Here is a 21,058-nt window from a genome sequence, read left to right as displayed (position 1 = left end):
GGCGAAAGCCGGCGCCCATACTGAACATCCAGCACCAGCGCCGCCAACTTAGCGGCAGGCGTTGATCGCATCCCGCGTCTCGGTTGCCACACGGCGCGCGGCGGCGGCAAAGTCTTCGCCATCCTGCGGCGTGGCATACAAAATCGCGCGCGAGGAATTGATCATCATCCCTGTGCCCTGCCCGGTCTTGCCGGCTTGCACGGTCGCTTCGACGTCGCCACCCTGCGCGCCAACCCCGGGAATGAGCAGCGGCATGTCGCCCACCAGCGCGCGCACCTGCGCGATTTCTTCCGGGAAGGTTGCGCCCACCACCAGGGCGCACTGGCCGTGACGGTTCCATTTGTCCGCCACCAGCTGCGCCACGTGTTGGTACAGCGGCCGCTCGCCTACATCGAGGAACTGCAGGTCCGACCCGCCCGCATTCGAAGTGCGGCACAGCACGATCACGCCGCGGTCGGGCCAAGCAAAGTACGGCTCGATCGAATCGAAGCCCATGTACGGGTTGACGGTGACGGCATGCGCGCCGTAGCGGTCGAACGCTTCGCGCGCGTACTGGTGCGCGGTGGCGCCAATGTCGCCGCGCTTGGCGTCGAGGATGATCGGCAAGTGCGGATAGCGCACGCGGATGTAGGCGCACAATTGCTCCAGTTCCGGCTCAGCTTTCAAGGCAGCAAAATAGGCGATTTGCGGCTTGAATGCGCAGGCCAGGTCGGCAGTCACGTCGACGATGGCCTTGCAGAACGCGAGCACGCCGGCGGCGTCGCGCGAGAACGCGGCCGGCAAGCGGTCCAGGTCGGGGTCGAGGCCGACGCACAGCAGCGAGTTATTACTGCTCCACGCGGCGGACAATTGTTCGATGAAAGTCACGGTAGTCCTGGTCTGAAAAACAATGTGCGTGATTGTACTCGCCGCTACCGGACTCTCCAATGTCCGCCTGCGCACACAAGAAACGCCTCATCTCGCGGGTTTCAGGTATATTTTTGACCATCTGACAACTTGTATGGACACCTCATCATGCGCATTTCCTTCTTTTCCCGTCTCGCCGGCCTGATCCTGGCTGCCACCATCCTGTCCGGCTGCGGCTACAACCAGTTCCAGACCAAGGACGAAGCGACCAAGGCGGCATGGAGTGAAGTGGTCAACCAGTACCAGCGCCGCGCCGACCTGATCCCGAACCTGGTCAACACCGTCAAGGGCTATGCCAGCCATGAACGCGAGACGCTCGAAGCGGTCACGCGCGCGCGCGCGGCCGCGACCAGCTTCCAGATCACGCCGGAAGTGCTGAACAATCCGGAAGCATTCAAGAAGTTCCAGGCGGTGCAGGGCGAATTGTCGGGTGCGCTGTCTCGCTTGATGGTCGTGTCGGAAAAATACCCTGACCTGAAGGCCGATACCAGTTTCCGCGACCTGCAGTCGCAGCTGGAAGGCACGGAAAACCGCATCACCGTGGCACGCCAGCGTTACATCGTCAGCGTGCAGGATTACAACGTGACGGTGCGCAGCTTTCCCACCAATCTGACGGCGATGGCGTTCGGCTATAGCGCGAAACCATCGTTCACGGTAGAGAACGAGAAAGCCATCTCGACCGCACCCACCGTCAACTTCGGCAAATAAGCATGCGCGCCTTGTGGGCTTGCGCCCTCTCCCTGTTGTTATTGGCGGCGGCGGCGGCGCCGGCGCGGGCGCAGCTGCAAGCCGTGCCGGCCCTGACCGGTCACCTGGTCGACGGTGCCGGCATGCTCGACGCGTCCCAGCAAGCCAAACTGGAAGCTGTCCTGGCCGATTATGAAGCGCGGACCGGTAGCCAGATTGCCGTGTTGACCGTGAAGACCACCGCGCCGGAAGCCATCGAGCAATTTAGCATCCGCGTGGTGGAAGCATGGAAACTGGGTCGCAAGGGCGTCGACGATGGCGTGCTGCTGATGGTGGCACGCGACAATCCAAGCGCCTTGCGCCGCTTGCGCATCGAAGCCGGGCGCGGCGTGCAGGGGTCACTCACCGACGCCCAGTCCAAGCGCGTGCTGCAGGATGTGATCGCACCGCACTTCCGCGAAAAGAATTATTACGAAGGCCTGGCGGCCGGCGTCGGCGCCATCGCAACCTTGCTCAGCGCAGAAAAATTCCCGGCACCGGCGCAGGCCCAAACGCCTGCGCCGGTTTCCGGACAAAGTAGTGGCGGCTTTCCGCTGGTCGCCCTGCTGGCGATCGCGGTCGGCTTCATGGTGCTGCGCGGCGTGTTCGGCGGGCGCGGCCGTGGCGCCAGCCTGGGTCGTGGCGGCTGGGGCAGTGGCGCGACCGGGTTCGTGATCGGCAGCATCCTGGCCAATGCAGGACGCGGCGGCGGCGGCCTCGGCGGCGGTGGCTTTGGCGGCGGTGGCGGGTTCAGCGGTGGCGGCGGCAGCTTTGATGGCGGCGGCGCCTCGGGAGACTGGTAATGAGCGACAATCTGAAAACCAACTTCAAGCGTGTCTGGCGCCATGTTGCCACCACCACCGCCGTGGCAAAACGGGCGTTTCCGCCCCCCACGCTGGACGCCATCACGGCGGCAGTGATGACTGGCGAACAAACCCACCGCGGTGAAATCCGCCTGGTGGTGGAAAAATCGCTGCCGCTGGCGGCCGTCTGGGCCGGCGTGAGCAACCGCCAGCGCGCGCTGGCCATGTTTGCCGAATGCGGCGTCTGGGATACCGCGGACAATTGCGGCGTCCTCATTTACGTCAATCTTGCCGAGCGCCGGGTCGACATCGTCGCCGACCGCGGGATCGACCGCTGCATCGATGCGGCAACGTGGCAAGCCGTCTGCAACACGATGACAGCCGGCTTCGCACAAGGTAATTTCCACGACAGTACGCTGGCCGCGATCGCCCGTGTCAACGACTTGTTGCGCACGCACTTTCCCGCCACCGACAGGCGCCCCAACGAGTTACCGGACCGGCCAGCCATGCTGTAAACTCGCGCTTTTACGATTCTCCCGCGAGCGATGCATGAAATTAGCCAATAAAGTTGCGATTATTACCGGTGCGAGCCAGGGCATCGGCCACGCCTGCGCCGTGCGCTTGTTGCAGGAAGGGGCACGCGTCATGCTGGCCGATATCCGGCCCGAGGGCGCGCAGGTCGCCGCAGAACTGGGCGAGAATGCGCGCTTCTTCGGCGCCGACGTCAGCCAGAAAGTCGACGTTGACGCCCTGATCGCCGCCACCCTCGCCGCCTTCGGCCAGATCGATATCCTGATCAACAATGCCGGGGTCACCCACGCGGCCGATTTCCTCGACCTGGCAGAAGAAGACTTCGACCGGGTGCTGCGCATCAACCTGAAATCGATGTTCCTGTGCAGCCAGGCGGCGGCGCGCGAGATGGTCAAACGCGAAAGCGGCTGCATCATCAATATGTCGAGCGTGAATGCCGAATTGACCATTCCGAACCAGGTGCCCTACGTGGTCTCGAAAGGCGGGGTCAACCAGCTCACGCGCGTGGCGGCCATCGGCCTGGCCCAGTACGGCATCCGCGTGAATGCGATCGGTCCCGGCACGATCCTGACCGAGCTGGCCAAAAAAGCCGTGCTGGGCAGCCCGGAGGCACGCCACACGATCCTGTCGCGCACCCCGCTGGGGCGCTGCGGCGAACCGGAAGAAGTCGCCGCCATCGCTGCTTTCCTGGCCAGCGACGACGCCTCCTACATGACCGGCCAGACCATCTACGCCGACGGTGGGCGCATGGCGCTGAACTACACGGTTCCCGTTAAGGACGGTGCTTGAGTCGAAGTTATGCGTGGCGCGAATATCTGGTATCTGAAAAGACCATTAGACAACCGATTTCCCGCACAGCATAATGAACTTGTCTCCACTATTCTCCTCCAAGAAAATAGTTTCAAGCCCGCCCAGAGCGGGCTTTTTTTTGCCCTGATTTTTATGGACTCGCAACGGTGGACCGACGTGTTTGTCCTGTGTCATATCCACGTCATACGTGGCTCCTATACTCAATTCATCTGCTCTACACGCAACCGATATGCCTGATTGCAGACAGGTGTACCGCGCCTTACACGGTGCACCGAACCGATCTCCGTCTGGTCCCATTCTTGGGTTGTGCCCGCCTTCAAAAGGTGGGCATTTTTTTGTCTGCTGGTCCTGGCAAGGTCCGCCTTAGAACCCATCCCGGTAGGTAGGAGGAAGCTGATGGTGTCGTGCGCGATTGCGCTGCACGGCGAACGTGGGCAAGGCGCAAGGACGACGCATGGTGATCCATGCTAGGACGAGGCAAGTCATATATGACGGCCAGCCCACGTTCGTCGGGCGCGCCAGCAGCGACTCCGCACTACCGGGATAGGTTCTTATTCCGCACTGCGAAATAAACGCCGCTATTACTTGACGATAACTGCTTATTGACTAAGATGAAGTTTCCCTGTGAGCTTACTCTTACCGGGCAATCTCAAGGAGCCACACCGATGCCATTCCATCCCCCCGAATCGCGTGCTGTGCCAGACCTGCCCTGCGCCAGCCGCCGCGACGAGAACGTTGCGCCGCTCATCCTGACCGAACTCAATCCGCTGCTGGTCGTCGATAGCATGACCGACGACAGCCAGCCGCTCGACCTGATCACGTTCGGTACCCTGCGCGAACTGTGTCCCAAATGCCAGCGGCACGGACTGAACCTGGTACTGCGCCAGTCCTCGGTACGAATTGCCCACCTGTTCTGCGCCGACTGCGCCAGCTGTTACGACGCGCAATATCCTGACGGCGCGCCTGCCCTCTGCATCTGAACGGACGCGGAAAGTCGCCGTCGATGCTGCCGACAGATGAACGGCAGGCATGGTATGGTTCACGTTTATCCGCCCATCCTGCCATGCTTGCTCTTTTCTACCTGCTTGTCCTCGACCCCACCGTGCGCAAGTTTCGGCTCGGCCTCGCCATTGCACTGTACCTGGCCATCCTCATCATCGGCTCGATTCCTGGCGAGCGGCACGCCATCGGCGCCTTTGCGTCCGGCGTGGTACTGCACTCGATCGCCTATGCCGGTCTGGCAACCCTGTGGTTTACCGGCAGCACCGGCGACGGCGCCCAGCGCGCCTTGAAAGCCGTGTTCGCCGTCGCGCTGATGGGCGCCGGCGACGAACTCGTGCAAAGCTTTTTCCCCTACCGCGGCGCGGCCGTGGGCGATTGGCTGGTCGACTGCGTCGCCGCCGTGGTGGCGTCTACCGTGTTGTGGGCTGTGTTGCCGAAGGCTTCGCTGCGGCCCTGAGCGCGCAAAAAACCTCCTTGTTTGATATGGCTCATGCGCAAGCTGAGTCAGCTGGAACGTCGTGCTGAAAATGGCCTCTTACTCACAGTGGCAGGCTCCATCGTCACGCACACCCTGAACAGCAACCAGAAGGAGTTGACCATGAAACAACTGTATCCCAACGTAGTTTTGACGGGCCTGCTGACGCTGGCGCTGGGCTTGTCTGCCTGCAGCAACATGCCGGCCGACACCAGCAGCACGGCCAGCGGCGCCAGCAGTTCGAGCGAGAGCGCACGCAGCGCAGATGCCTCGCCGCCAGACAGCGGCAGCGCCAGCATGGGCAATCCCGGCGACCCCAGTGCGGCCACCGGCGCCAGCGGTGCGGCAGGTAGCACTGCCACCGGCCAGCAGCCAGCGATGCAGCAAGCAGGCACGCCGCCCACCGCCAGCACCATGCCAAACAGCACCGTCATCTCGATCGAGCCGATGGCATCGAGTGCCGGTTCGAGTACCAGCGGTACCAGCCAAGCCAGCGGCACCAGCAGTGCGACCAGCAGCGACCCGGCTTATCGGATTACGCTGCGCATGGACGATGGCAGCACCCAGGTCGTCAGCCAGTCGTCCACACCCACTTACCGCAGCGGCGACCGGGTCCACCTCGGCAACGGGGTCATTTCGCGCTGATGCCGCCATCATTGCTGCCCGCCTTGCAGCGTGGCAGCGCGCGGGGGACGCCTGCTCAGGTGGGCACGAACTCGTGTTCGTGCAGGTCGTCGCCACCCTGTTGGAGTGGCACGTTACGCGTCGCCGCTGAAATCACGTCCAGCGGCAGCTTGGGCGTGCGGTCGGCGCACAGCAAGCCGTTCGCTTCCTGGAAGGTGTCGGCAAACTGCGTGTAGCAAAAGCCGCTGAACATGAAGGTGGTGTTGACCACGGCCAGCAAACGGCGGTACAGGTCGTGAAAACTTTCGTCGCTCTGGCGCCGTGAATAGCCCCACGTGTGTTCAGCCTGGCCGGCGCCCCGCTGCGCGCCCGCCTTGTCGTACGCGATGCCGCCAAATTCGGTCAGCACGATGGGCTGGCCGCGGTGCGGAAAACCGTCCAATGTCAGGATGCGTCCGCCCGGACGGCGCTGGTCGAACAAGGTGCGCACCGGGTCGGACACGGCATAGCGCGCCTGCAGTTTTTCGGGGTCGCTGTCGTAATCGTGGATGCCGAGGATGTCGGTGGCGGACGCTTCCCAGCCATCGTTGCCGATCACCGGCCGGGTGGCGTCGAGCGTGCGCGTCAGGTGGTACAGCGCCTCCACGGCATTCCGGTGCGCCTGCGTCAGCGTCAGGTTCGGCACGCCCCACGATTCATTGAAGGCCACCCAGACGATGATGCAAGGATGGCTGTAATCGCGCTCGATTGCCTCGGTCCACTCGCGCACCATGCGTGTGATGGCTTTCGGGCTGAAGCGATACGCCGACGGCATTTCTTCCCACACCAGCAAACCAAGGCGGTCGGCCCAGTACAGATAGCGCGGGTCCTCGATTTTCTGGTGCTTGCGCACGCCGTTGAAGCCCATCGCCTTGGCCAGCTCGACGTCGCGGCGCAGCGCCGCATCGCTTGGCGCCGTCAGGAACGATTCGGGCCAGTAGCCCTGGTCCAGCACCATTTTCAAGGGATAGGCGCGGCCATTGAGCATGAAGCGGTCGCGGTTGATCGCGACCGAGCGCAGCGCAGTGTACGAGGTGACCCGGTCCAGCACTTCACCGTTGCGGCGCAGCGTGATCTCGGCATCGAGCAGGGTCGGCCGCTCCGGACTCCACAGCAATTCATTGCGCGAGTCATCGATGCCCGGGTCCGACAGCGCAATTTTGCGGCTCGCCTCGCCGCCCAGCAGCTTGTAGTGGTCGTCGGCCAGCAACTGGTCGCCGTGCCAGATCTTGACTTCGACAAACAAGTCTTCCTGCACGTCGCCGGTGGCCAGCACCTCGCAGCCGATTTCATAGGTTTCGAAAATGGGCGTCCAGCGCAAGCCACGAATATAGGTGGACGCCACCTGCTCAACCCACACCGTTTGCCAGATGCCGGTGGTGCGCGGATACCAGATCGAATGCGGCTCCAGCAGCCAGTCCTGCTTGCCGCGCGGCTTGGCAAGATCGGCCGGATCGTCTTCGGCAAACACCGTGACCAGCTGGGCACCGTCGGCCTTCATGACACCCGTGATGTCGGCCTTGAAGGGCGTGTGCCCGCCCTCGTGCTCGGCCACAAGGTGACCATTCACCCAGACCCGGGCCGAGTAATCGATGGCGCCGAAATGCAGGATGGTGCGCCCGGCGCCCGGCAGCAGCGTGAATTCGCGTTCATACCAGCAGGCGCGGTGAAAGCCGGTGTCGCCGATGCCGGACATGGCCGTCTCCGGCGCAAACGGCACATTGATTTCGTGTGTCCAGTCGGTAATGCCGTCCTGCACGCGGCAGCGCATGTCGTCGTCGAAACGGAAGCGCCACTTGCCGTTCAGGTTCATCCACTGGTCACGCACCAGTTGCGGGCGCGGATAGGCAAACTGGCTCAGGTCAGTGATACTCATGGTTTCCCTTTTCTTCGCTCGGAACCGGAATCAGGATGCGCCCTTTGATTCCGTCCTGCGACTGCTGCTCATAGACCGCCAGTGCCGCCGTGGCGGCCTGGTCTGCGAATTCGGTGCGGCACAAGGCGACGCAGGCGCCACCGAAGCCCGCCCCCGTCATGCGCGCACCCAGCACGCCTTCCTGGTCGCGCAGCGCTTGCGCCAGGACATCGAGCTCCGGGATCGAGACTTCGTAATCGTCGCGCAGGCTGAAGTGGCACTGATTCATCAATTCGCCAAAGCGCACACCGTCGATCCCCTCGATGGCCTCAAGCACGCGCAGGTCATCCGAAACGACGTGACGGGCCCGGCGCCGCATGGGTTCGGGCAACGCTTCGACGGCGTCCAGGTCGGTCACGTCGCGCAGTGCCTTGACGCCAAGCAGACGCGCCGCTTCCTGGCACTCGCTGCGACGCTCGTTGTACTTGCTGCCGGCAAGCTTGCGCGCGACGCCCGTATCGATGACGATCAGGCTGGTCCCAGCCGGCAGCGGTACCAGCCGGTGTTCGAGGGTGCGTGCGTCGATGAACAGCATGGTGTCGGGATCGGCCAGGCTGGACGCCATCTGGTCCATGATGCCGCAGTGGACGTGCGCAAATTCGATTTCCGCGCGCTGGGCAATCTGGGCCAGCACCACGTCGTCGAAATCGAAGCCGAGCAGATTGCGCAGGGCGCGCAGCGTCGCCACTTCCAATGCCGCGCTCGACGACAGGCCGGAACCCACCGCCAGGTTGGTCTGGCAAAACACGCGCAGCGGCGGGACCTCGACACCGCGCGCCTGGACCAGCCGAATGCAGCCCTCGATGTAGCTGCCGAAGCCCGCAGGCGCCGAGCCGTCATGGGCAAACGTGACGTGGCTGTCGAGGGTGGTCGAATAGAAGTGAAAATGGCCATCGTTGCTGCGGCTGAGCGCCACTTGGGTGCACTGCGGCGTGGCCACCGGCAGCATGTAGCCATCGTTGTAGTCGGTGTGTTCACCGAGCAGGTTGACCCGCCCCGGCGCCGACGCGCTGGCCTCGGGCGCGCCGCCAAAAAACAGTTCGGCGTTCATGCTGCATCTCCCGCGACGTCGAGCCACTGCGGGCGCGCGCGCCCTTGCACATCGAGCGTCGGCCAGGCTGGATCGACCGTCAGGTTCTCCAGTCCATTCGGGCCGAGCAGGAAGGTATCCTCGACTTTACTACCCTGGAAGCTGGGATTGAACGCGAACGCCATCCCCTCCAGCAATTCGGTGGCGGTGGTGGCGGTAGCGACGATTTCACGCGCCGCGTAACCGGTGATGCCGCCCTGGTGATGCTCGCGCATGGCGTCGCCCCGGTCCGCGTGCTGGTAAGCCTGGCCCAGCGCGTGATACACCGCAGAGAGCGACCCGCCCGGCTTGATTGCGGCCAGCCCGGTCGCTTCGACCGTCAGCAAGGCCTGCTGCACGACTGCGGACGGGGCCTGGCCGAAACTGACGAACCGCGTCAGGTTGGCAAACAGGCCGTGCCGGCGCGCACAGAACACCAGCATGGCGCGCTCGCCCAACAGCGCGTGCGAGGGCGTGGCGTGGCGGTAGCGCGGCAGGCGTTCGGCGCCGGCGGCCAGCACCAATGCCGGATCGATGCCGCGCCGCAGCAGCGCCTCGGCGCCGGCACCGGCCAGTTCGAACTCGGTCCAGTCGGGCCTGGCCTGCTTGAGCGCCTCGGTCATCGCTTCGGCCGCTTCCCGGCCCAGCTGGCGATAGCGCTGCTGCTCGCCCGCGCCCAGCACCAGGCGTTGCGCCCGCAGCGCGGCCGGCAAGGCTTGTTCGGCATGATGCGGCCGGTCCGACAGCACGGCGGCGTCATCGGCCAGGCTGCGCACATAGGTCTCGCGCATCTCGACCTGGTCCCACGGCGCCGCGTGAAAGGTGAACCCCGGCGGCACTTCTTCATTGCGCAGGCGCTCGAGCTCGATGTCGTCGGTCAGGATGCACGCTTCGTCGGCCGTCACCAGCACTTCAGCGACGCCGGTCTCGGCCGTGAGCAGGACCACGTTCGAGCCGCCGGCGGTGGCCCAGGCAAACCAGTCGCTGCCGCGCAGGCGCACGGCGCGCGCGCCCGCGTCCAGCATGGTGGCGCGCAGCAGCACCAGCTTGGCTTGCACCTCGTCTGCGCGGGTCGGGACGTTCTCGGTCATGCATCCTCCAGATTGACGACCACTTGCTGCAACTGCGCGGCCGTGTTCTCCGGCAGCGTGTCCATGGCGAACATGCCGGCGCCCAGTTCGGTGCCGGCCAGGTATTTCAGCCGGTCGCGGTTGCGGTACGGCGGCAGGAATTCGGCGTGCAGCTGCGTTTCAGGGTGCGCGGCGCCGTCGGTGGGCGCCTGGTACCACGCCATCAGGTAGGGGAACGGCCGCTCCCACAGCCCGTCGAATTTGCGCAGGACGGTGGCCAGCGCGCGCGCCAGGTCGTGCCGTTGCGCCGGCGCCAGCGATGCAAAATCGGGCGTCGGCGCGGTCGGCATGACCCACACTTCGTACGGATAACGGGCGCACGCCGGCACGAAGGCGATGGCGTGTTCGCCGTGGTACAGCACGCGCCGACCATCCGCGGCGTCCTTCTGCGCCATGTCGCACAGCAGATTGGTGCCGTGCTGTGCGAAGTGGGCCTGCTCCTGCGCCAGCATGCGCGCCGGCAGCGGCGGCACGAAGGGATACGCGTACATCTGGCCATGCGGGTGGTGCAGGGTGACGCCGACTTCTGCGCCGCGGTTTTCGAACGGCAGCACATATTCGATGTGCGGCAGCGCGCCGATGCGGCGCGTGCGGTCGCCCCACACTTCCAGCAGCAATTCGATGCGGCTGATTGGCAAGGTCGCCAGCGCCGCCTTCGGGTCCTGGGTGAACACCACCACTTCGCAATGGCCGTGGGCCGGCGCGGTGGCCACCGTCAGTTCCGGCGGATCGTGGGCATCGAGCGAGAGCGACGGAAACCGGTTGTCGAACACGGCGATGTCGTAATCGCCCTGCGGCATCTCGGTGGGGTTGGCCGGGTCGACCGTGACGGCCAGCGGATTGTATTCGGGTGGCGGCAGGAACGTACGGTTCTGGCGGAATGCCGCGTAGGTGACCCACTCACCGCGCAAAGCGTGCCAGCGCAGATGGGGATTGGCTTGCAGCTTGTCTGCGAACGGACTCGGCGCCGTCAGTCCGGCAGGGATCGGCCGGGTGCTGTAGAGCGTCATCCGACGCCCGTCGGGCTTGGTCAACTCCTGAATATGCATGGCTGGGACTTGGCTGGGACGATGTTTGAGGTGATTCAAGAATGCTAGCACGATAGTTTGCCAATAGTGGTTCATTGCCGCGCAGCACGTAAGTCTCGCTAGAAAACAGAGGTACGCGCCGACCGTGAACGGCATGATGTGCGCCAATCAGGTATGGTGTGGTGATATCGACATGTGCCAAGGAACAGCGCCACCATGCATACAAAAACCCTGAAACGCCTGCAGCCCGCGCTACGCGACGACATCGGCGACCTGATCACGCAACGGCCCCTGCCCGCGCAGCACCTCGAACAGATCGACCCCTTTCTGTTTCTGAACCACCACGGCCCGCAGGTCTACCCGCCGCACAATCACGGCTTGCCGTTCGGCCCTCATCCGCACCGCGGCTTCGAAACCGTCACTTTCATCCTCGACGGCATGCTGACCCACCAGGACAGCGCCGGCCACGAGAGCATCATCCGCGCCGGCGGCGTGCAATGGATGACGGCCGGCAGCGGCCTGGTGCACGCTGAAATTTCGCCACCCGAATTCCTGCGCGACGGCGGTCCGCTCGAGATCCTGCAACTGTGGGTGAACCTGCCGCCGCAGCTGAAAATGACCAGCCCGGCTTACGTCGGCCTGCAGCGAGCCGACATTCCCGCCGTCCCGGTCGACGACGGCCGCGTCACCGTCAACCTGGTGGCAGGCACATTCGAGGGCGTCACCGGCCCGGTGCATTCGCTCACCGGCGTGTTCATGAGCACGATCGCGTTCAAGGCCGGCGGCAAGCTGCACCTCGCCGGCCTGGCCGAGCGCAATGTGTTCCTGTACGTCGTGCGCGGTACTGTCGAGATCGGTCCCGACCAGGTGGGCGCCATGCACCTGGCCGAATTCAACGACGACGGCGAGTCGATCGACCTCTCGGCCACGGCCGACGCACTGATCCTGCTGGGCCATGCCGAGCCAACCCGTGCGCCGCTGGTGGCGCACGGCCCGTTCGTCATGAATTCGCGCGCTGAGATTAACCAGGCCATCACCGACTACCAGGCCGGCCTGTTCGGCTGAGCCGGTGTTCTGAAGCAAGCGTGCCGCGCGGCCGGCACGCCGCCCGTCTGATACCAGCCAAACTTTCTGTGCGTTGCGTGCCTTTGCGTGCGCATGCGCAGCACAGCCTCCTCCCCCCCGCCATTTATTTCATATAAGCAACACAGATTACCCTCATTGCATGCGCGGGTGACAAGTGTACGCGCTGACCTGTTGCGCATAAATTAGCAAAAACATCATTCGCCGCATGGAAACCGATGGCCAATACGTCATGTACCGCTATGCATGTCAGTTGAAAACAACACGGCCATGTTGCTGCGTCAATGAACCGTTTATTCACAGAAAATCGCGTTCAAGCGCGCTTTTCGATGATAAATGACAGAATTTTCCAAATAAAAACAAAAACAATGGCGTAACGCCTCTCTGAATGCCCTGAATTTCTATAGGAATATTCCCACATTGGTAGGAATAATCTTGTAACCAGAGGTTCGTATTTGCTGAGGTGCATGTTACTATCAAGTAATAACCAACAATCATAAGTTCACGCAGTACTGGTGACGAGATGGCAACGTGGGGCGGCTCACCCCATGCGGCATTGATACGACTGGATTTTCCTTGAGAACTATTGGTGAACAGTGGATCGAGCGCTACATTTCAGCCATTCAATGGTTCATTCCAGCGAATGAGCATACCGATCCGACGCAACTGACGCGCGTTCAGACCTTCGTCAATGCGGTCCTGCTGGCCGCGCTGGCCGGGCCGTTGTATGCAATGGCCTACTACCTGCTTGGCTTCAGCAGCGCGGCGCAGGTGATTTTGCTGTCGTGCCTGGTCATGGCCATCACGCCGCTCCTGCTGCGCTGGACGAATAGCATGTTCGTCGCGCGCGAAGTTTTCCTGAGTACCTTGTTCTTCAACTTCAGCTGGCTCAGCTATCACCTGGGCGGGCTGACCGCACCAACCGCCGGCTGGCTCATCACCGGGCCCGTGATCGCGATGTTTTTGGGCGGCGCCGGCTGTGCCCTGTTCTGGATGTGCATGAGTTGCGCCGCAGTGAGCCTGCTGTATGTGCTGGCCCAGGCCGGCGTGCCCCTGCCCAGCCATCCGGTGCAGCGCATGGAAGTGCTGTACCTGGTCTGTCACATCGGCCTGTTTCTGGTCATGGTGGTGTTCATGCTGCTGTTCGAGCTGACCAAGAACCAGGGCTTCATCAAGCTTGAACAGGCGCTGCAGATCATCAACGAACTGGCCATCCGCGACGAATTGACCGGCACCCACAACCGGCGCCACCTGATCAAGCTGATCGAAACGGAAAAGGAACGCACGGTCCGGCTCGGCCACCTGTTCTGCCTGTGCCTGCTCGACATCGATTTTTTCAAGCGCATCAACGATACCTACGGCCACTCCACCGGCGACATGGTCCTGCGCGAATTCGCCCAGACAGTGCAGCGCCAGATCCGCGACATCGACTCCTTCGGGCGCTACGGCGGCGAAGAGTTCCTGCTGATGCTGCCCGAGACGAGCATCGACGAGGCGCTCACGCTGGCCGAGCGCGTGCGCGTGAACATCGAAAAAATGGGCTTTGGCGCCATGCCAGATCTGGTCACCACCGTCTCCATCGGCGTGGCGCAATTTCGCCTCGGCGAATCCATCGCGCAGACGGTCGCGCGCGCCGACGAAGCGCTGTATTTGGCCAAATCGGGCGGGCGCAACCGCGTGGTCGACTACAACGACGCGGCCGCGCTGGCCGCACTGGAGGGGGCCGAGCGCGCCACGCCGCCCTGCATGCCGGACCCTGCCGGCACCAGGATGGTGGCCCGCTTCGATGCCTCGCAGTGCGACCCGCTCACCGGCCTGCTGAACCGGCGCATGCTGCGCGACCGCCTGAATCACGCGATCGAACGCGCCGCCCGCAACCAGACCACGGTGGCGCTGATGCTGCTGAACCTGAACAAGTTCAAGGAAATCAACGACGCGCTCGGCTATGAAGCGGGCGACGCCATCCTGTCCCAGAGCGGCCAGCGCATCCGCCGCGCGCTGCGCGAATCGGACACCATCGCACGCTGGGGCGGCGACGAATTCATCGTCCTGCTGGAAGACCTGAACCAGGCCAGCGACGCCGACCAGGTGGCCGAAAAAATCCTCGACCAGTTTGCCGAGCCATTTGCCGTCGGCGCGCGCGAATCGTTCGTCACGCTCAGCGTCGGTATTGCCGTCTTCCCGGCGACCGAGGGCGACATGGATTTCCTGCTAAAGTGCGCCGATATCGCCATGACGCGCGCCAAGTCGTGGGGCGACAATATCGCGCAAGTCTATTCGAGCGACGCGGTGATGCCGCCAAACGAGCGCCTGGCCCTGAAAAACGGCTTGCGCGAAGCGCTTGGCGGCGGCCAGTTATTCCTCGAATACCAGCCGCAGGTGGACCTGGCCACGCGCACCATCGTCGGCGTCGAAGCGCTGATCCGCTGGCAGCACCCGATCTACGGGCGCATCGAGCCGGTCCGATTTGTGCCGCTGGCCGAGGAGACCGGCATGATCGTGCCGATCGGCGACTGGGTGCTGCGCACCGCCTGCGAACAGAACCGCCGCTGGGTTGCCGCCGGCCTGCCCAGCATCAAGATGGCCGTCAACCTGTCGGCGCGCCAGCTGAAAGACGCTGGCCTGGTGGCGCGGGTGCTGCGCATCGTCGCCGAGACCGGCATTGCCGCCGGCGACCTCGACCTGGAACTGACCGAAGGCATCCTGATCGACAACCTCGAGGCCAACCGCGGCACCATGGCGGCCCTGCGCGCAGCCGGGCTGAAAATTTCGATCGATGATTTCGGCACCGGCTACTCGAGCCTGAATTACCTCAGCGAACTGCCGGCCGATATCCTGAAAATGGATGGCTCGTTTGTGCGTCGCCTGGGCCAGCCACTCGCGCGCGCGCGCCCCTACGTGATCGCCGAATCGATCATCGAGATGGCCCACCGTCTGAATCTGAAAGTCATTGCCGAAGCCGTTGAAACGGCCGAGCAACTGAGCGACCTCGACCGCATGCAGTGCGACGAGGCGCAGGGCTATTTTTTTAACCGGGCACTTCATCCGGACCAGGTCGCCGTACTGCTGGCGCGGCAGGCCTGGCCCCGGACGCAATTGAACAAGGACGCCGCGGCAGCGGCATGACGACGTAACGCAGCAGCTGACAGGAACGACATGACGCACCCTACCTCACCGCATGCTACCGCCACGCTGGCGGATGCGCAAAACGATGCTGCAAACACTGGCTTCGATCCGGCCTGGCAGCACGAAGTCGACACCATGGTGGCAGATGGCGCACTGGCCGGCAATGCCGCCCAGTTCGCCCAGCCGCGCGGTCCCGACCTGCTGGCGCGCACCGCGCCGCTGGAAGCCTGGCACGCGGCGCGCGCCGCCCACGGCGTCTGGCAATATGCGCGCGCGCTGAACGGGGCGCCGCACCCGATCGCCAGCATCCAGGATGAAGCGGGTCTGGGCGCGCGCGGCGTCAATTTCGCCTCGCAGGATTATTTGTCGCTGGCCTCCCACCCTGCCATTTTCGATGCGGCCGCCCAGGCCCTGCGCGACGCCGGCCCGCACAGCGCCGGTTCCGCGGTTTTACTGGGCAACACCAAAACCTCGCTGCGGCTCGAACAGGCCATCGCCGAGCTGGTGCAGACGCCGCACGTGACGCTGTTCCCCACCGGCTGGGGCGCCGCATTCGGTGCCATCACGGCCTTCGTGCAGGCCGGCGACCATATCGTCATCGACCAGTTTGCGCATGCCTCGCTGCGCCAGGGCGCCAGCGCCGCCACCGGCAACATCACCATCAACCGCCACCTCGATTGCGGCCACGTGCGCGAGCTGCTGGCCGGTATTCGCGCACGCGACAGCGCCAACGGCATCCTGGTCGTCACCGAAGGCCTGTTCAGCATGGACTCGGACGCACCCGACATCGCCACGCTGCAGGCGATCTGCCACGCCTACCGCGCCACGCTGCTGGTCGACGTCGCGCACGACCTGGGTGCGCTCGGGCCAGGCGGTGGCGGCAGCATCGCCGCCCAGGGCATGCTGGGCAAGATCGACATCGTCATGGGCGCCTTCTCCAAAACCTTCGCATCGAACGGCGGCTTCGTGGCGGTCGCAACGCGCGCCGCCAAGCGCCACCTGCAGCTGTATGCGGGCACGCACATGTTTTCCAACGCACTCTCGCCGGTGCAGTGCGCCGTCATCCTGGCCTGCATCGAGATCGTGCGCAGCGACGAAGGCGACCAGCTGCGCGCAGACCTGATGCGCAATGTGCTGCTGATGCGCCAGCTGCTGGGCGACGCCGGCCACACCTGCATGGGCATCCCGTCGGCCATCGTACCGGTACTCATTGGCAGTGAGCCGGTCTCGCGCCTGGTCGGCAAACTGCTGTTCCGCCAGTCGGTGTTCGCCAACCAGGTCGAGTTCCCCGGCGTGCCGCTGGGCGCCTCGCGCCTGCGCCTGCAACTCATGGCCAATCACAACAGCCAGCAAATCAAGCGCGCCGCCAGCGTCATCGACCAATCCATCGCGCGCGCCAGCGCGGCCCTCAACCCAAACAGAAAGGCGGTACGCCATGGAACGTAATCCCGACATGGTCCTGCGCGACATGGCCCGCCACGACGTCACCCACGAGGCCGGCGCAATGGCACCGATCACCACGCGGCTGCTGGAGCACGCCCGCAACATGCCCGGGCAGGTCGCCTACACCTTCCTGCGCACCGACGGCAAGGTCGACGAACTGACCTACGGCCAACTGGCGCAGCGCGCCAGCGGCCTGGCGCGCTACCTGGCCAGTCAGGCGCCACAGGGTGCGCGCATGCTGCTGCTGTATCCGGCGGGGCTGGAATTCATCACTGCTTATTTTGCCTGTCTGCTGGGCGGCATGATCGCGGTGCCGGCCACCATCCCGCACCGGCTGCGCGCATCGCGCCGCCTGCAGGCGCTGCTGGCCGACGCCGACCCGGCGCTGATCCTCACGCGCGCCGACAGCGCCACCTCGGTCAAGGCCAGCCTGGCGCTGGTCGATGCGGGCGACAAAACCTGCCTGGCCACCGACACGCTGGAGCTGCCCGCCGACGACGACGCCACGGCACTGCCGGCCATCTCATCGTCGATGACCGCATTCCTGCAATACACGTCCGGCTCGACGGCGCAGCCGAAAGGCGTGGAAGTCACGCACGCGAATATCGCCAGCAACGCCGAAGCGATCCGCGTCGGTTTCGGTTTCGTGCCAGCCAGCGTGATGGTCAGCTGGCTGCCGCTGTTCCACGACATGGGACTGATCGGCAGCGTGATCGCGCCGATGTACGTGGGTTTTCACGCGGTCCTGATGGCGCCGGCCGCATTCCTGAAAACCCCGGTGATGTGGCTCGAAGCCATCACACACTATCGCGGCACCTGTGCCGGTGCGCCCAACTTCGGCTGGGATTATTGCGCCCGCAAAATCGACGCCGCCGCCCGCGCCACGCTCGACCTGTCCAGCCTTGACGTGGCCTACAACGGCTCGGAACCCGTGCGCGCCAGCACGCTGCGCGCCTTCGTCGACGCGTTCGCCCCTTGCGGCATGCGCGCCGAAGCCCTGTTCCCGTGCTACGGCATGGCCGAAACCACGCTATTTATCTCGGGCGGGCCGATCGAGCGCGCCCCGCTGGTGCGTACCATCAGCAAGTCGATGTTGGAAGGGAACCAGGTGCGCGATGCCGAACCGGGCGTGGACGATGCGCGCGAAGTGGTCAGCGCCGGCGTTGTCGCCGCCATGAACCAGGTCGTCATCGTCGACCCCGAGTCGATGCGCCCGGCCGGCCGCCAGCGTGTCGGCGAAGTGTGGGTCAGCGGCCCGAGCGTGGCGCGCGGCTACTGGCAGCGGCCCGCGGCCACCGAGGCGGCGTTCGACAATTACCTGACCGATGGCCAGGGCCCCTGGCTGCGTACCGGCGACCTGGGCTTCATGCAGGACGGCGAGCTGTTCATCACCGGGCGCCTGAAAGACCTGGTCATCGTCAACGGCCGCAACGTCTACCCGCAGGACATCGAGGAAGTGATCGAAGCGACCATCGACTTCATCGAGCCGAATATGTGCGCCGCGTTCTCGGTCGAGATCGAGGGCCAGGAGCGGCTCGCCATCGTCGCAGAGGCGAACCGCACGCTGGTGCGCGCGGTGCAGCAGCGCAGCCGCGCCGGCGCGTCGCGCAGCGAAGACCAGGCGGGTCCGAAAGACGATGTGCTGGTGAAAATCGAAGCCAACGCGCGCATTATCTGCACGCTGATCGGCCAGCAGTTCGACGTGTCGGTGTCGTCGCTGGTCTTCGTCAAACCGGGCACGTTTCCGCGCACGACCAGCGGCAAGGTGCAAAGGTCGCGCTGCAAGGAACTGGCGCTGACCGGCCAGCTGGAACTGGTGTACGTCATGCCGGGCAGTATCTTCGACCGGCGCGGCAAGCGCCGCCAGGCCGACCGCGATTACCGGGCCGGCGCCAGGCCTGAAGAAGCGCCTGCGGCCAGCGTCCCGGCCAACCCGGAAGCTGCCGACAGCCGCGTGCGCGCCGATGCAATGATCGCGTGGTTGCGCCAGTACGCGGCGCGGCGCCTGCAATCGCGCCTGGGCGACGAGCGCCGCACCATTGCGCCCTACGTCGTGCTGGACCTGGGCAACCAGGGCTTCTTCGGCCTGCAAGTGCCGCGCGCGCTGGGTGGCGCCGGCTTGATGACGTCCGATCTGCTGCGCGTGATGGAACAACTGGCGGCGGTCGATCTCACCATTGCCACCATGGTCGGGGTGCACAATGGCCTGGGCGTGCGCCCGATCCTGCAGGCCGGTTCGCCTGAGCTGCAACAGCGCCTGCTGCCGCAGCTGGCCACGGGGCGCCAGCTGGCCGCCTTCGCGCTGACCGAACCCGCGGCCGGCTCGAACCCGGTCGCCATGCGCGCCAGCGCCGTGCAAGTGCCAGGCGGCTGGGTCGTGAATGCGGAAAAGCAGTGGATCGGCCTCGCGGCCTGGGCCGGCGTGATTACCGTGTTCGCCAAGGCGGTGGACGCCGCCGGCCATCCGCTCGGCACCATCGCGCTGATCGTCGCGGAAGACACGCCCGGCCTGTCGCAAGGGCCGGAAGCGCTGACCATGGGCATGCGCGGCATGGTCCAGAACACGGTGTTCCTCACGAATGCCTTCCTGCCCGATGCGGCCGTGCTGCGCACGCCCGGCGAAGGCATGGACGTGGCGCGTGATGCCATGCTGTTTTCGCGCCTGGGCATCGGCGCCATGTGCATCGGCGGCATGAAGCGCTGCGCCCAGTTGATGGCGCGCTATGCCGAACGGCGCGAGATCGCCAGCGGACGCCTGCTCGATCACCCGGTCACGGTGGCGCGCTTGCAGGACCTGGGCGCGGCTGTGTTCGCCACCGAAGCACTGGTGCAAGCCATCGCGGCGCAGCTCGACGCCGGCAATGCGGTGGCCGCCGAAGCCTATCTGGCCTGTAAAACCGCCGCCACCGAACTGTTCGGCCAGGCCGCCGACGACCTGGTGCAGATGCTGGGCGGGCGCGGCTACATCGAGACCAACGCGGCGCCGCAAATTCTGCGCGACGCGCGCGTGCTGCGCATCCTCGAGGGTCCGACCGAAACGCTGTATGCGCACCTGGGCGCCACGCTGGCGCAAGCCGGCAGCGGCGCCCTCGCCTTCATCGGCGGCGCCTTGCGCGGCCAGGCGCTGGCCGACCAGCTGGCAAGCACCGTGACGGCGATCCAGGCCGCCGCTGCCGGCCAGCAGCTGTTTGCGGCGACGGCGGCCCTGCACCAGTGGCTCGACTACCGGCTCGGCGAACTGGCAGCCAGCGTGTTCCTGCTGGCGGCAGCTGAAAGCCGCGCGCCGGGCCAGCCGTCCCTCCATGCCGTGGCCTGGGCACGCCGCCGCTTCGTCGCGCTCGGGCAGCAGATCCAGGCCGAGCTGGCGGTGCCGGCGCCGTACACCACCAGTGGCGCGCTGCTGGGCATGGTCGCGCAGTATGGCGTGGAAATCGGCGACGTCGACCAGGCCGCGCCCGGCGAAGGCCACCAGCTCGACGCCATGCTGCGCGCCGCGCCGCTGCTGGTGCCAGTCGCCGCCGCCCCGGTGGGTGTCGAGAAAAAACCGCTGGCGGCGCCGCGCAGCGAGGGCGGCATCGATGCGCCGACGCCGATCCAGGCCATCGTCCACGATGCCGTCATGACCTGGCTGCGCAGCGAAAAGCGACGGACGCAGCACGACATCGATTTCGACACGCCGTTCACCTCGATCGGCATGGATTCGCTGGCCACCGTCTCGATTGCGGTCGACATCGAAAACCGCACCGGGCTGGCGATCGTGCCGGAGCTGCTGTACGATTACCAGACTGTGTACACACTCTCCGCCTACATCGAAACGCGCCTCGCGGTGCCGCAAGCTGCGTGACGCAGGGTCCTGCCCGTCACCTTGCACTGTTGGCGGGCATCACCGCCGCCAGCGTGCCCGTCATGATGCTGCTGTATCACTGGCTGGGGTTCGATGCGGCGGCCCTCGCGGTGCTGGGCTTCGGCACCGCGATGGTCGCCGCGCCGCTGCTGCTGCGCGCGGGCGCCAGCCTGGAACTGGCCTCGAACGTCTTCCTTTCCGGACTGTTCGGGTTGAAGGTCTGGCTGGCCTGCCACCTCGGCGGCCTGGGTGCGGTGAGCACGGCGTGGTTCGTACTGTGCCCCCTGGTGGCGGCGCTGCTCGGTGGTGCGCGCCCGGCCGTGGTGTGGGCCGCGCTGGTGTTCAAGGCGTATGCCGTGCTGTTCCTGTGGAGCCGGTTTGTCGGCCCGCTGGTGCCGCACCCGGTCAGGGACGCCGAGGCGCTGGCGCTGGCGGGGCAACTCGGTTTACTGGTGCTGGTGACAGTGGTGGCCTTGTGCTTTCGCGAGGACACGCGCTAAGCCT

General features: G+C 65.1%; 17 protein-coding genes. 12 read left to right on the top strand and 5 right to left on the bottom strand.

Features of this window, described 5'->3' with window-relative positions:
* Positions 1-48: 48 nt before the first annotated feature.
* Entirely contained in the window at positions 49-867 is an 819-nt protein-coding gene (pyrF, locus tag V6M87_RS01970; protein ID WP_332848046.1) for an orotidine-5'-phosphate decarboxylase, read from the bottom strand.
* Between the two features lie 147 nt (positions 868-1,014).
* On the opposite strand from pyrF, the gene V6M87_RS01965 reads away from it, so the two are divergent.
* The 7 genes from V6M87_RS01965 (at position 1,015) to V6M87_RS01935 (ending at position 5,898) form a co-directional block, all read left to right on the top strand.
* The gene (locus tag V6M87_RS01965; protein ID WP_332848045.1) at positions 1,015-1,614 is read left to right on the top strand and encodes a LemA family protein; all 600 of its coding nucleotides are present in this window, start codon (positions 1,015-1,017) and stop codon (positions 1,612-1,614) included.
* Positions 1,615-1,616: 2 nt separating this feature from the next.
* Entirely contained in the window at positions 1,617-2,435 is an 819-nt protein-coding gene (locus V6M87_RS01960) for a TPM domain-containing protein (RefSeq protein WP_332848044.1), read from the top strand.
* Positions 2,435-2,950, top strand: a complete 516-nt coding sequence (locus V6M87_RS01955) for a TPM domain-containing protein (protein ID WP_332848043.1) — start codon at positions 2,435-2,437, stop codon at positions 2,948-2,950. Before V6M87_RS01960 ends, V6M87_RS01955 begins: the two co-directional genes overlap by 1 nt.
* Positions 2,951-2,984: 34 nt before the next feature.
* Complete coding sequence (locus V6M87_RS01950; protein WP_332848042.1) at positions 2,985-3,755, top strand: SDR family NAD(P)-dependent oxidoreductase; 771 nt, start codon at positions 2,985-2,987, stop codon at positions 3,753-3,755.
* A gap of 686 nt (positions 3,756-4,441) precedes the next feature.
* Positions 4,442-4,756 carry a hypothetical protein gene (locus tag V6M87_RS01945; RefSeq protein WP_332848041.1) on the top strand — a complete coding sequence of 105 codons (315 nt, stop codon included), beginning with the start codon at positions 4,442-4,444 and terminating at the stop codon, positions 4,754-4,756.
* Between the two features lie 83 nt (positions 4,757-4,839).
* Positions 4,840-5,235, top strand: coding sequence for a VanZ family protein (locus tag V6M87_RS01940; protein ID WP_332848040.1), 396 nt, complete (start codon positions 4,840-4,842; stop codon positions 5,233-5,235).
* A gap of 141 nt (positions 5,236-5,376) precedes the next feature.
* Entirely contained in the window at positions 5,377-5,898 is a 522-nt protein-coding gene (locus V6M87_RS01935; protein WP_332848039.1) for a hypothetical protein, read from the top strand.
* Positions 5,899-5,953: 55 nt separating this feature from the next.
* Here the strand turns inward: V6M87_RS01935 and V6M87_RS01930 are convergent, their stop codons facing one another.
* Genes V6M87_RS01930 through galT form a run of 4 tightly spaced genes read right to left on the bottom strand, consistent with a single transcriptional unit; the run spans position 5,954 to position 11,040 of the window.
* Positions 5,954-7,792: a glycoside hydrolase family 2 TIM barrel-domain containing protein gene (locus tag V6M87_RS01930; protein WP_332848038.1), complete on the bottom strand. Its 1,839-nt coding sequence runs from the start codon at positions 7,790-7,792 to the stop codon at positions 5,954-5,956.
* A complete protein-coding gene (galK, locus tag V6M87_RS01925; protein ID WP_332848037.1) occupies positions 7,779-8,882 on the bottom strand; it encodes a galactokinase in 1,104 nt (367 codons plus the stop codon). Before galK ends, V6M87_RS01930 begins: the two co-directional genes overlap by 14 nt.
* Positions 8,879-9,991, bottom strand: a complete 1,113-nt coding sequence (locus tag V6M87_RS01920) for a M24 family metallopeptidase (RefSeq protein WP_332848036.1) — start codon at positions 9,989-9,991, stop codon at positions 8,879-8,881. Before V6M87_RS01920 ends, galK begins: the two co-directional genes overlap by 4 nt.
* Positions 9,988-11,040 (bottom strand): galactose-1-phosphate uridylyltransferase, encoded by a 1,053-nt coding sequence (gene galT / locus V6M87_RS01915; RefSeq protein WP_332848035.1) that lies wholly within the window; start codon positions 11,038-11,040, stop codon positions 9,988-9,990. Before galT ends, V6M87_RS01920 begins: the two co-directional genes overlap by 4 nt.
* Before the next feature lie 234 nt (positions 11,041-11,274).
* On the opposite strand from galT, the gene V6M87_RS01910 reads away from it, so the two are divergent.
* The 5 genes from V6M87_RS01910 to V6M87_RS01890 all read left to right on the top strand — a co-directional run bounded on the left by V6M87_RS01910 (position 11,275) and on the right by V6M87_RS01890 (position 21,054).
* On the top strand, positions 11,275-12,123 hold the full coding sequence (locus V6M87_RS01910) for a pirin family protein (protein WP_332848034.1): 849 nt from the start codon (positions 11,275-11,277) through the stop codon (positions 12,121-12,123).
* 594 nt (positions 12,124-12,717) lie between these two features.
* Complete coding sequence (locus tag V6M87_RS01905; RefSeq protein ID WP_332848033.1) at positions 12,718-15,267, top strand: bifunctional diguanylate cyclase/phosphodiesterase; 2,550 nt, start codon at positions 12,718-12,720, stop codon at positions 15,265-15,267.
* Positions 15,268-15,297: 30 nt separating this feature from the next.
* Positions 15,298-16,713 carry an aminotransferase class I/II-fold pyridoxal phosphate-dependent enzyme gene (locus tag V6M87_RS01900; protein WP_332848032.1) on the top strand — a complete coding sequence of 472 codons (1,416 nt, stop codon included), beginning with the start codon at positions 15,298-15,300 and terminating at the stop codon, positions 16,711-16,713.
* Positions 16,703-20,554 (top strand): AMP-binding protein, encoded by a 3,852-nt coding sequence (locus tag V6M87_RS01895; RefSeq protein ID WP_332848031.1) that lies wholly within the window; start codon positions 16,703-16,705, stop codon positions 20,552-20,554. Before V6M87_RS01900 ends, V6M87_RS01895 begins: the two co-directional genes overlap by 11 nt.
* Entirely contained in the window at positions 20,551-21,054 is a 504-nt protein-coding gene (locus V6M87_RS01890) for a hypothetical protein (RefSeq protein ID WP_332848030.1), read from the top strand. Before V6M87_RS01895 ends, V6M87_RS01890 begins: the two co-directional genes overlap by 4 nt.
* Positions 21,055-21,058 lie beyond the last annotated feature (4 nt).

The sequence above is a fragment of the Massilia sp. S19_KUP03_FR1 genome (genome assembly GCF_036688685.1).
Lineage (GTDB): Bacteria > Pseudomonadota > Gammaproteobacteria > Burkholderiales > Burkholderiaceae_D > JALYUM01.
Note: the sequence above shows the minus strand (reverse complement) of the source record. Positions and strands in the feature narration are given on the sequence as shown.